Consider the following 11,457-nt stretch of genomic DNA (forward strand, 5'->3'; position numbering starts at 1 on the left):
CCTTGGCGAAACCGGCGGGCGGCGACTACCATATTTTGGTAAGGGGCGTCGGCAATGTGGGGGCGCTCGCAAGGAAAGCTGTGCCAGGATGAAAACGCTTACCGCAAGGGCTTCCGGCTATTCGATGGACGAAATCAGCGCGCTGGATGCCGAGGATGTGTATCAGGCGCTGAAAACGGGCGAAGACGGCCTGTCGCAGTCGCAGGCGGAAATCCTGCTCGCCAGCCACGGCAAGAATGTGATTGAAGAAGAGAAGAAGACGCCGGTCATATTCGTCTTTCTGCGCTGTTTCACGCACTTGATGGCGCTGCTGCTGTGGGCGGCGGGGGCTGTCGCGTTTCTGGCGAATATGCGCGAGCTGGGGATTGCCGTGTGGATGGTCAACATCATCAACGGCGTGTTCAGTTTCTGGCAGGAGTACAAGGCGGGCAAGGCGGCCGAGGCGCTGCGCAAGATGCTGCCGCAGTATGCCACGGTGATTCGCGAGGGACAGGAATGCAAGGTTCCCGCCGAGGAGCTGGTGCCCGGCGACGTGTTCGTGCTCGAAGAAGGCGACAGCATTTCCGCCGACGCCCGGCTCGTACAATGCAGCGATTTGCAGGTGAATCAGTCCACGCTGAACGGCGAGTCGACGCCGGTGCGCAAGAGTGCGGGGGCGATTGACGCGGAGGCCGCAGCGGGCCAGCCTGCTGCGCAGATTCCCAATCTCGTGTTCGCCGGTACTTCGGTCGTGCGGGGCAATGCGCGCGCGGTGGTCGTGTACACCGGCATGAATACGAAATTCGGCACCATCGCGCGGCTCACGCAGAACGTCGAGGACACGGGCAGCCCGCTGCAGCACGAGCTCAACCGGCTGACTCGGCAGATCACGATTCTTGCCATGTGCATCGGGGCCGTGTTCTTCACGCTTGATGTCGTGTTCGTCCACAGCCAGCTCGCCGTGGCGTTCATCTTCGCGCTCGGCATGATGGTGGCGTTCATCCCTGAAGGGCTGCTGCCGACGGTCACGCTGGCGCTCGCGATGGCCGTGCAGCGCATGAGCAAACGCAATGCGCTCGTCAAGAAGCTGTCGAGCGTTGAATCGCTCGGCTCCACGTCGGTCATCTGCACCGACAAGACCGGTACGCTGACACAGAACGAGATGACGGTCGAATATCTGTGGACGCCCGACCGGGAATATCAGGTGACTGGAGGCGGGTATGCGCCGCAGGGCGAGATCCGCAGCGACGGCCGCCGCTGGCTGGCTGCGGATGACGAGGGCCTGCGCCGACTCGTGACCGCTGCGGCGCTGTGCAACGATGCGCGGCTGGGGCCAGCTGCGGAGGCTGCGGGGCCGGCTGTGGATGGTGCGGCGGCTTCGAGCAGCGAAGACGACAGTAACAAGGTTGATAGGGATACAGCCAAAACCCACGCCGATGCCACTGTCAAAGCTGATGGTGCCAACGTCGGTAATAATGACGACAAAACCGCCTCCGCCCGTAGGCAGGTGTACGGCGACCCGACCGAAGCCTGCTTGCTGGTGGCGTGCGAGAAGGCGGGCCTGAGTCCCGAGCGCGAGGCGAAGCGGATGCCGCGCAGACGCGAGCTGCCCTTCGACTCGCAGCGCAAACGGATGACCGTCATTTGCGAGGATGCCAAGGATGACACAGATAATACAGGTAATACAGACGATGATGGCGGCGGTACAGGGCTGGTTGCGTTCACCAAAGGCGCGCCGAATGAGATCGTTGCGCTTGCCACCCGTGTGCGCATTGGCGGCAAGGATGTCGCGATGAGCGACGAGCAGCGGGCTGCGATTATGGCCGCGAACGACGCCTACGCCGACAGGGGATTGCGCGTGCTGGCAGTGGCCTGCCGCGCGGTGAACCCGCAGGAGATGGATGACAATAACAGAGGCGGCGCGAAAAGCAACAATCGCAACGCCGCCAGCGCCGTTAGCGCCACCGCCGATAACGCCGACTCCGCTGCACTCTGCACGCCCGAACGCATCGAACGCGACCTGACTTTCCTGGGCCTTGAAGTCATGGTGGATCCGCCGCGCCCCGAGGTCGCGCAGGCTGTACAGACCTGCCATCGCGCGGGAATCCGCATCATCATGATCACCGGCGACTATGGGCGCACTGCCTTGGCGATCGCCCGCCGCATCGGTATCGTGCGCGACAAGCATGCCCGCGTCGTCTCCGGCACCGAGCTTGAGGCGATGAGCGACGACGAACTCACAGCGGCCCTGCGTGGAGAGATCATCTTCGCGCGCATGGCCCCGGAGCAGAAGCTGCGCATCGTCGGCTGCCTGCAGGGTATGGGCGATATCGTGGCTGTCACAGGCGATGGCGTCAACGACGCGCCCGCGCTCAAGAAGGCCGATGTCGGCGTGGCGATGGGCATCACCGGCACTGATGTGGCGAAGGAGGCGGCGGACATCATCCTGACCGACGACAACTTTGCCTCGATCGTCGATGCCATCGAGGAAGGCCGCGCGGTGTATGCGAATATCCGGCGCTTCCTGCTCTATATTCTCAACTCGAATGTGCCCGAAGCCGTGCCGAGCGCGGTCTACCTGTTCTCCGGCGGTCTCGTGCCGCTGCCGATGACGACGATGCAGATTCTGACCATCGACTTGGGCACCGATATGATTCCCGCGCTGGGCCTGGGCACCGAGCCGCCCGAGGATGATATCATGCGCCAGCCGCCGCGCAATCCGAATGAGCGGCTGCTCAACCGTGCCATCGTGTTCAAGGCTTTCTTCTGGTACGGGCTGCTGGGCACGGCGGCTTCGATGCTTGGCTACTTCTTCGTCAACATGCTCAATGGCTGGCCCGGCGTGCCGCTGGCGGGGCTGGGCAACGACCTCGACCCGGTGTATGTGGCGGCGACCACGATGACGCTCGCCGCGATCGTCTTCGCGCAGATCGGCATGGTCTTCAATTGCCGCAGCGACACGCGCTCGGTGTTCGCGATCGGGCCGTTCTCGAACAAGACCATCACCATCGGCATCGTGGTCGAAATCGTGCTGATTCTGGCGATCATCAACGTGCCGATACTGCAAGGCGTGTTCCACACCGCACCGCTGCATGGCGCTGAGTACCTGTATCTGGTGGTGATTCCGGTCGTGGTCGTAGGGCTTGAGGAATTGCGCAGGCTTATCGTCAGGCGTGTGAGTGCCAATGCGGGTGCTGACGCTGGTGCCAGCGCAAGCGTCAACGTGGGTGCCGACGCGGATGGTGCGTAACCGCGTTCCAACGTACCGTGCCCAACGTAACTGCGCCCTTGCACGGGCGCACCTGCGCGACTTGTGTGAATGATATCTCACTGCCCAGCGTGAATCGTGGCCGCGCGGGTGCAGGGCGGGGGATAGACTGAAAAGCGTTGTGATCATGCGCTTGTGTGGCAGGCGCAATCGACTCGAAAGGCGAGGCATATGGCCGAGGCAACAGCAAACATCGGAGTTATCGGGCTGGCAGCTATGGGCTCCAACCTGGCGCGCAATCTGGCGCATCACGGCAATACCGTGGCTCTGTACAACCGTCATTATGACCGCACGGAAAAGCTCATGGCCGAGCATGGCAGCGAAGGCAAGTTCGTGCCGTCCAAGACGGTCGAGGAGTTCGTCGCGTCGCTGAGCAAGCCGCGCACCGCCATCATCATGGTCAAGGCCGGCGCGCCGACCGACGCGGTGATCAACGAGCTGGCCGATGCGATGGAGCCGGGCGACATCATCGTCGACGGCGGCAACTCCTACTTCATGGACACGATTCGGCGCGAGAAGGACATCCGCGCGCGCGGCTTCCACTATGTGGGCTGCGGTGTCTCGGGTGGCGAAGAGGGTGCGCTCAACGGCCCGTCCATGATGCCTGGCGGCACCGAGGAATCCTGGCAGACGCTCGGGCCGATCTTGAAGTCCATCGCGGCGGTCGCCGAGGGCGAGCCCTGCGTGACCCACATCGGGGAGAACGGCGCGGGCCATTTCGTCAAGATGGTGCACAACGGCATCGAATACGCCGACATGCAGCTGATCGCCGAGAGCTACGACCTCATGCGCCGCGGCCTGGGCCTTGAGCCGGGCGAGATCGCCGACGTGTTTGGCCAGTGGAACACCACCGAACTCAACTCCTACCTCATCGAGATCACGGCCGAAGTGCTGCATCAGACCGATGCGAAGACCGGCAAGCCGCTCGTGGACCTCATCGTCGACCACGCGGGCATGAAGGGCACCGGCACCTGGACCGTGCAGACCGCGCTTTCGCTGGCCATCCCGGTCACCGGCATCGCCGAGGCGGTGTTCGCCCGTGGCCTGTCCAGCCAGGCCGAGCAGCGCGAGGAGGCCGCCAAGCAGCAGCTGACCGGCCCCAGCGGTTCGCTGGACATCCCCGCCGACGAGCGCGAGGCCTTCATCGAGGACATCCGCCATGCGCTCTACGCCTCGAAGATCGTCGCCTACGCGCAGGGCTTCGACGAGATCAACGCCGGCGCGAAGGAATACGACTGGAAGATCGATCTGGCCGCCGTCGCCCGCATCTGGCGTGGCGGGTGCATCATCCGCGCGCAGTTCCTCAATGTCGTCTCCGATGCCTTCGAGTCCGGCGAGGCCAACGTTTCGCTGCTCTTCGCGCCGTACTTCAAGACCGCCATCGAGGAGGCGCAGGAGTCCTGGCGCCGCGTCGTGGCGCGCGCGGCCACCTACGGCATCCCGGTCCCGGCCTTCTCCAGCTCGCTGTCGTACTACGATGGCCTGCGCTCGAAGCGCCTGCCCGCCGCCCTCATCCAGGGCCAGCGCGACTTCTTCGGCGCGCACACCTACGGGCGCGTCGACGCCCCCGGCGCCTTCCACACCCTGTGGGCCGAGGACGGCCGCCCCGAGATCGAGGCGTAGCGGGCCTCGCCCTCGCGCCCGCTCTTGTCTGGTGTCTGGGCGCGATACATTCTGCACCTCCTCAGCGTACGTTTTGCTACACGCTGAGGAGGTGCGTATTGGAAAACGTACGCTGACTAGCGCTTAGCGTACGTTTTCCAATACGAGGCTGCGGAGCGTGCGTCAAAACGTACGCTGCGGCGGTTCATAGTTGCCTATAGTTGCCTATAGTTGCCTATAGTTGCCTATAGTTACCCAACAGCTTAGGTTTTCAGCGCGCTGAGGCGGCAATCCCTGCATAAACGTCTCGCAGCTTCGTTTGCCCGGGATGCTCGTGCAGGAACCGTTCGATATGGCTGCAATCGTCGACCCATTGCTGCTGTTGGTCGGGCGGGATGGCGTCGAAGCGCTGGCCTTGACGAATCGCTTGTAGGGCTGACGATGTTGCTGCGCTACGGTTTGCGGCATTGACATCGGCGTCATACAGGGTTTCGCCAGCGCGATCAATAACCGTGACATGGTCGATATTGCCTTTGCTGATTTGATCTGCTAACGTGCGTGGCAACTGTTCCACAGCCTCGTCATGTGCCGCAGCGCCAACCCAACGTCCTTCTCCCTGACTCTCCACCTGACCTACATATCGGATTAACGTGCCCATGAGACTCAATTGCGGCGGCGTCGCCACGATGGTCGCTTCGGTGCGGTATCCAGAGTCCCTGAACTGAGTCAATGTGTGCTCATTGGCTTCTGGATGACGCATCGTCGTCTCGATGACCAGACTGCGATGCTTGCGCCGCAGCCAATTCAGACTCATCTCGACCCAGTGTCCTGAAGCTTGTGCAGTCGCCTCGGGCATATGCAATGGGTCGTTTTCCATCAAGGTCTCATAGGACGGATGGAATCTTCGAAAGTTGTCTCCGACAATGGCGACAACACCGTTGTGCGCCTCGCGCGCATCCTCAACCGCGCGCGTCTTGCCTGCTCCGGGTTGTGCGGCCACCATAGCGAGGGTCGGCGAAGTCTCGACGATGGCCAACCGAAAATTAGCGGCGATTTGCTCTTCGAATATTTCCGTGAGTTGCGGCTCGTTCAGCTCGTAATTCTGCACTACGCTGCCATTCGCCGATGATGGGCTGATGGATTCATGATGGCGTTGAGTCTATCGGCGAACTCTGCTGTTTTTGTCTTAACGGCATTCACATTATGACGATCGACCTGATCCGCCTCCTGCTGAACGCCTCTATCGGCGGCGAAGAATGCCTCACGTTCCGCATCGGTTTTGGACTGGCGCGCCAGCGATATATACTTCCCGCCAAGACGTATGGCACTTTCGCGCATCACGTCGTAGATCATTGGATCGTAGTCGTAGAGCTTCTTATCCATGATGGCCTCCTGTAATCGCGCTTCTTCCATCATTCCACATCGCCCATGAAGACGGTGTGAAAGCGCGCTGCCTATCGGTATCGCCCAACGTAGATTTTCATATGTGGCTTGGCGACTCTTGCTGTTCCACGGCACAGGAACAACAGTCGCTACGGCTCCATCTGCAGGAATAGCTCGCAACCCTTGCTGGACAGCGTGTAATGGATCGGTCTGGCACCGTGCGTGCTGATGAGTCCATCGGATTCCAATTTTCGTGTGATGGAGGCTGCTTTTTCCTTGCCGATGTCCAAAGCGTTTTGGAGTGCTACGCGCGTTACAGTGTTGCTAGGCTGACCGAACAGCTTCTCCTGTATCAGCACGAACAGCACACCTTGCGCATCCGCGCTCAATTGCTGGCCTTGCTGGCTGTTGCCGTATTGCCTCAGGAATCTCAATGATTCGTCGAGCATGCGCTTTTTTTCGGAAAGTTCGTCGACGATGTTGCGTTGCGCGCGAGACACGAATTTCGCCATCTGGTAGCAGAAAAGTGATGCATCCGAACAATTCAGCGGGTCGTCCGCCTCGTCAAAGGCCTTGTAATAGCTGCCTTTGCGTTCGCTGACCACCGTGCTGAGCGAGATGGCCGTCGGCACAGACAGATGCTGGCTGAGCTGCAGCGCGAAGAGGTAGCGGCCGGTCCTCCCGTTGCCGTCGTAGAACGGATGAATGTATTCAAACATGAAATGGCACATGGCCGCCCTGAGCAGTGGCGGGATGTCCGTGCTGTGCATGAGTGCGATGAGCTTGGTCAGCTGCACTTCAATCGCCGCTTCGGGCGCGATGCCGCGATGAATCTGCCTGCCGGTGGACTCGTCGGCAATGAAGACGTCCTTGGCTCTGAACAGGCGTCCATCTGGTTTGTCGGCTTCATCGAGTTCGCCGGCGATAACGCGGTCATAGATGCTTCTGATATCTTCCAGTGTTTCGGGCAGCCTAGGGCGGTGCTCTCGATCGGTCAGCCCGAGATACAGCCGTGCGAATTCACTGAAGCGCTTGCCATGCTGGTTCGTTGATGCGGCCTTCAGCGCGTCGCCGATTTCCTTGCGCGTGGAATGCACGTTTTCGATTCGGTTCGTGCTCAGCATTTCGTTGCCCAAAAGGCCGAACAGATACGCCCGCTTGGCCACGCCGGGCAGGCCTGCCCATAGGGTTTCGACGGTGGTTTCCTGCTCCCGAATCTGGTCCATTGCGGATACCAGTTCCACAAATAGCACGGCGAACACTTCATGGCCGTTGAACAGCATGCCAGAGCGTACGACGCTGGGGCCATCCAGCCGCAGCTGATACTCCCGATCGGCCCGGTCCTGCGGCTTCTCCGTACTCTGCGACCGATACAGCGTCTTCCTGATGCTCTCGTAACGGGCCATACCGGCTCCTTCCGCCCGCATGCTGTGCTGCAATGACTGCTATTGACCATTTTCTACTATTGTAGTCATTTGAATCTACTACTAAAGGCGGTTTTCGTCAAAATCAGACTATAGGAAGCCCAAAGCTACTGAACAATGACACTCATCTGTATGGCGTGGGCCGACTCAGGTCTTAGCGCAGGTGTCAGTGAACATCGGTAAAGACTTTGGCGGATTTCGATTTTGCAGAGGTTTTTCTTTCCTCAAGCTTATTTCGTCAGAAGCTGTTTTTCGACCGAACCGCGCAGAACCTCGTTCATGAGCGTCTGATATTTCGCGCCGTGTTCTTTTGCATATCGCCGGAAATACGACACCACGTCGCTGTCGACGTTGAGCGTGATCCGCTCCTTCTTTGAGCGCGCCAGCACCTCGTCCAGTGACATGAACAGATTGTTCTTCTCCGCGTTCGCGACCGCCTCGGCAACATCCGCCGGCGCGTCCTCATCGGCTTCGACTCTCACGCCTTCATCATACATACTTTTAAGGAATCTTACCGCTTACTGTGCAGTTGCAGCTCGAAACCACCTAACGACGGCGTCCGTCTGCGTACTGCGGGCCGACGGTGAGCGTTTGCTGCGGCCAGGGGTCGTCGAACTTTTCGCCGCGCTGCCAGGCGGCTACCTCGTCGGGCGTGCACAGGCACTCCTGGAGTCGGGCGAGGAATGCCCGCGTATCGGCCTCTTCTCCCAGCAGGGTGATGCTCGTGCGGCGATCGCCGAAAATCGGGTCGATTGCGTTGACCTCACGGGTGAGCCCTGCTATCTCGACGGGCAACAGACGCCGTTGCATAGTGCCTTCTTCGGGCATCGGCTCGCCGAATTCGGCACGGCGTTCGCGCTGCAGCACGCCAGCCTTCCAATAGCCGAAGAACCCAAGATCCACGCCGCCCGCCGCCTGATTCCACAGCAGCACTTTGTCGTCACGGGTGGGGATCCATGTCATGCCCTTGCTGCGATAAAGCGTCTGCGGCAGCGCGGTCGTGTAGGCATCCCATAGCCGCTGGGGGTGGAAGGGCCGCGGATCGTCAAGCACCAGCGAGGCCAGCCGCCCGGTCTCGGGATGCGCGGTGTCGAATGCTTCGATCTCACTCCCGAGCTGCCGGACGCGGTCCAGCGGGAACCGTGGCTGCTCCAGCACCGTGTCGAGTTGCACGCTGCCGAAGCGTACGCCGGTGATGCCGGCGAAGGGGTTCAGCTGGTGCAGCGCCGCCGCCGTGCACGTGACCTGCTCGGGCTGCAGTTTGTCGAGTTTGGTTAGGTAGATTTCAGAGGCGAACATCACCTGCTCGGCGATCAGGGTTTCGACGCCGAGCGTTCCGGCATCGAGCTGCCGGCCCACCTGCGCCGCAATCGACTCACCATAGTCGAAATCGTCGCGGAGCATAGCCGCATCGACAAGCGAGAGAAAACCGTGCAGCTGCAGCCGCGAATGATTGGTAAGCGCCTTGATCAAAGGCCAAGGTCGGGTACTTCCCGAAGTCTCGATGAAGATGTGCTCGGCATCGCACGTATCGAGCATCGTCTCGGCTATGCCGATCAGCTTGGGCAGCAGCTCGTCGCTGTGCACGCTGCCCCCGCTGATGCTGGCGAAATTGCCTTGCTGCTCGCTCACGATCTCGGTTTCCTCGACGACAATGCCATCGACATCAAGCGAACTCATGTCGTTGACGATCACGGCGGGACGCAAGCGCGGCGTGCGCTTCCCGGCCTGCAGCAGCAAGTTCTGCAGCATGGTGGTCTTGCCTGAGCCGAGAAAGCCGTTCAGCACGGTAACCGGAACAGGCCGACCTTGGGCATTATGCTGCACGCGTTTGCGCGGATCTCCGCTGCGGGAATTTCCGCTGTGTGAATTTCCACAGTGTGAAGAGGACTTCTTATTGCGAACCATTTGCAATATGATACGCGCCTATTCTGTGCGCAGTCAATGGACGTGACTTTGGTCCTAAGCTCGCTGGCCCCGAAACCCGATGGTCCCGAAGCCGAATCGAAGTTCCTCCGTCTGCAGGACTGCTTACAGCACCTTCGCAACGGCATCGGCCGTGGTGAACCAGATGAATTCTTCGGTGCCGGCGGCGAATGACGAGGGGTAGGCGGGGTTGTCGGGCTTGGCGAAGACCTGCGCGATGGCATCGGCCTTGGCGGCTCCGGCTGTGAAGAACCAGGTGCGACGGCTGCGGGCCAGCAGCGGTGCGGTAAGCGAGAGCCGCAGCGGGGGCATCTTTGGCGAATGGTTGACGCCGACGACGAGTCGATCGGTGATATTGACTTCGGTGTGGCCGGGGAACAGCGAGGCGTAATGCCCGTCCGGGCCCATGCCGAGAATCAGCAGATCGAACACCGGCTGCTCGCCGAGTTCGGCTACGAGCTCCTGCTCGTACTGCTGCGCGGCGGCATCCAACAGGGCATCGTTGGCTGTGTCGTTAGCTGTGTCATCGCCCGCGTCACTGGCGGCGGCATCGGCGGCGACCTGCTCGGGGGAGCGGGTGTCGGCGGGCATCTCGTGGATATTCGCCGCAGGAAGGCGACCATCGCTGACCAGCGCATCCAGGAACCTGCGCCGGGCCTGCAAGGCGTTGCGGTCCTCGTCATCGGCGGCGACGAAACGCTCGTCGCCCCACCAGATGTGAACCCGTGACCAGTCGATAACCTGCGTCAGCGGGTTCGAGGCCATATAGCTCAAGGCTTTCAGGCTGTCGGAGCCGCCGGTGAGCGCGAGATCGAAGCGCTCGGGCTGCGGCTGCGCGCTGAGCGTGTCGAGTATCGCGAGCAAAGTGCGCTGCGCCCCGGCTTGGGCGATGGTGTCGCCGTCGCGATACACCACAAGTTGACGTTCGGCCATGGTAATTCTCCCCTTAGGATATTGAACTTGTTGCCTTGCATAGATTATCTCAACATTGCCTATCGCGACATTGCTGTTTTGAAGCACCGGCCGCGCGTCTGCCCAAGCGCCGACCATGCACCAATTATGCGCCAACGCATCAATCACATATCAATATGCCAACGTATGCGAATGGCTGCGAACCGACAAACGCGGCCGCAGCCATTCGCATACGCACAGGCCAAGCACTCGGCTTAAGCCAGCCTGCCGAGCTATCAGCCTTGGCCTAGCTGTACATCAAATCCCAGCCGGAACTGATGACCTCGGTGTAGACCTCATCGGGCTCAAGACGGCGCAATTCCTCGCTCAGGCAGTCCTCGTCGGTGCGGATGGGCATCGAAATCGGCTGCGGCGCCTGATTCGGCTGCCGCACGACCGTCTGATCCTCGGCGGGCCGTTCGAGTGAAACCACGCCGTCCTCGCGGGTCAGGTACACGCCGGTTATCGCGACTGCATCCTCCACGATTTCCAGCTCCACCGGCACATCGAGCCGCAGGCGCAGCCAGGCGCGCAGCAAATCGAGCGACAGGAAGTTCTTCGGGCCGCTCACCTTGGCCTTGAGAATCGGCAGGTACGGCGGCTGGTCAAGCATCGAGGCGAGCATCGCGCGCCAGACCGTCAGCCGCGTCCATGACAGATCGACGTCCTCGGCGCACAGATTGCGTCGCAGTCGCTCCATCGTCGCCTCCGGATTGTCGGAGTTCGCAGCATCGGTGATGCGGCTGCGGGCCATTGCGCCGAGCAGATCCTTGGCAGGATTGGCAGGCGGATTGGTTGGCCACCACGCCACGATGGGCGCGTCGGGCACGAGCAGCGGAATCACGAGCGTGTCCTGATGGCGAATCAGGCCGTTGCGCGGGTGCAGAATGATGATCTCGCCAGCGCCGGCGTCCGCGCCGAAGC

Annotated in this window: 9 protein-coding genes; 2 read left to right on the forward strand and 7 right to left on the reverse strand. The window is 61.2% G+C overall.

Annotated features, from left to right (window positions below; genetic code table 11):
- Window positions 1–88: 88 nt before the first annotated feature.
- Entirely contained in the window at window positions 89–3,229 is a 3,141-nt protein-coding gene (locus LKK40_RS09955; RefSeq protein ID WP_304310428.1) for a cation-translocating P-type ATPase, read from the forward strand.
- 189 nt (window positions 3,230–3,418) lie between these two features.
- The gene (gene gndA, locus LKK40_RS09960; RefSeq protein ID WP_304310429.1) at window positions 3,419–4,870 is read left to right on the forward strand and encodes an NADP-dependent phosphogluconate dehydrogenase; all 1,452 of its coding nucleotides are present in this window, start codon (window positions 3,419–3,421) and stop codon (window positions 4,868–4,870) included.
- Window positions 4,871–5,120: 250 nt separating this feature from the next.
- Here the strand turns inward: gndA and LKK40_RS09965 are convergent, their stop codons facing one another.
- The 7 genes from LKK40_RS09965 to LKK40_RS09995 form a co-directional block, all read right to left on the reverse strand.
- A complete protein-coding gene (locus tag LKK40_RS09965) occupies window positions 5,121–5,957 on the reverse strand; it encodes a zeta toxin family protein (protein ID WP_304310430.1) in 837 nt (278 codons plus the stop codon).
- Window positions 5,957–6,232: a hypothetical protein gene (locus LKK40_RS09970; protein WP_304310431.1), complete on the reverse strand. Its 276-nt coding sequence runs from the start codon at window positions 6,230–6,232 to the stop codon at window positions 5,957–5,959. Before LKK40_RS09970 ends, LKK40_RS09965 begins: the two co-directional genes overlap by 1 nt.
- 149 nt (window positions 6,233–6,381) lie before the next feature.
- Entirely contained in the window at window positions 6,382–7,638 is a 1,257-nt protein-coding gene (locus LKK40_RS09975) for a Fic family protein (protein ID WP_304310432.1), read from the reverse strand.
- Between the two features lie 248 nt (window positions 7,639–7,886).
- Window positions 7,887–8,138 carry a BrnA antitoxin family protein gene (locus tag LKK40_RS09980; protein ID WP_304310433.1) on the reverse strand — a complete coding sequence of 84 codons (252 nt, stop codon included), beginning with the start codon at window positions 8,136–8,138 and terminating at the stop codon, window positions 7,887–7,889.
- A 64-nt stretch (window positions 8,139–8,202) separates the two neighbouring features.
- Complete coding sequence (locus tag LKK40_RS09985) at window positions 8,203–9,564, reverse strand: CobW family GTP-binding protein (RefSeq protein ID WP_304310434.1); 1,362 nt, start codon at window positions 9,562–9,564, stop codon at window positions 8,203–8,205.
- A gap of 123 nt (window positions 9,565–9,687) precedes the next feature.
- Entirely contained in the window at window positions 9,688–10,515 is an 828-nt protein-coding gene (pgl, locus tag LKK40_RS09990) for a 6-phosphogluconolactonase (protein ID WP_304310435.1), read from the reverse strand.
- Between the two features lie 265 nt (window positions 10,516–10,780).
- The coding region (locus LKK40_RS09995) for a glucose-6-phosphate dehydrogenase assembly protein OpcA (protein WP_304310436.1) at window positions 10,781–11,457 on the reverse strand (677 nt) is incomplete at its 5' end.

Origin of the sequence: Bifidobacterium tibiigranuli (genome assembly GCF_022655035.1) — a bacterium.
Lineage (GTDB): Bacteria > Actinomycetota > Actinomycetes > Actinomycetales > Bifidobacteriaceae > Bifidobacterium > Bifidobacterium tibiigranuli_A.

Bases quoted from the DNA above. Each gene is read 5' to 3' on its own strand.
- LKK40_RS09955 (WP_304310428.1), top strand. From the start codon at position 89: ATGAAAACGCTTACCGCAAGGGCTTCCGGCTATTCGATGGACGAAATC.
- gndA (WP_304310429.1), top strand. From the start codon at position 3,419: ATGGCCGAGGCAACAGCAAACATCGGAGTTATCGGGCTGGCAGCTATG.
- LKK40_RS09970 (WP_304310431.1), bottom strand. From the start codon at position 6,232: ATGGATAAGAAGCTCTACGACTACGATCCAATGATCTACGACGTGATG.
- LKK40_RS09975 (WP_304310432.1), bottom strand. From the start codon at position 7,638: ATGGCCCGTTACGAGAGCATCAGGAAGACGCTGTATCGGTCGCAGAGT.
- LKK40_RS09985 (WP_304310434.1), bottom strand. From the start codon at position 9,564: ATGGTTCGCAATAAGAAGTCCTCTTCACACTGTGGAAATTCACACAGC.
- pgl (WP_304310435.1), bottom strand. From the start codon at position 10,515: ATGGCCGAACGTCAACTTGTGGTGTATCGCGACGGCGACACCATCGCC.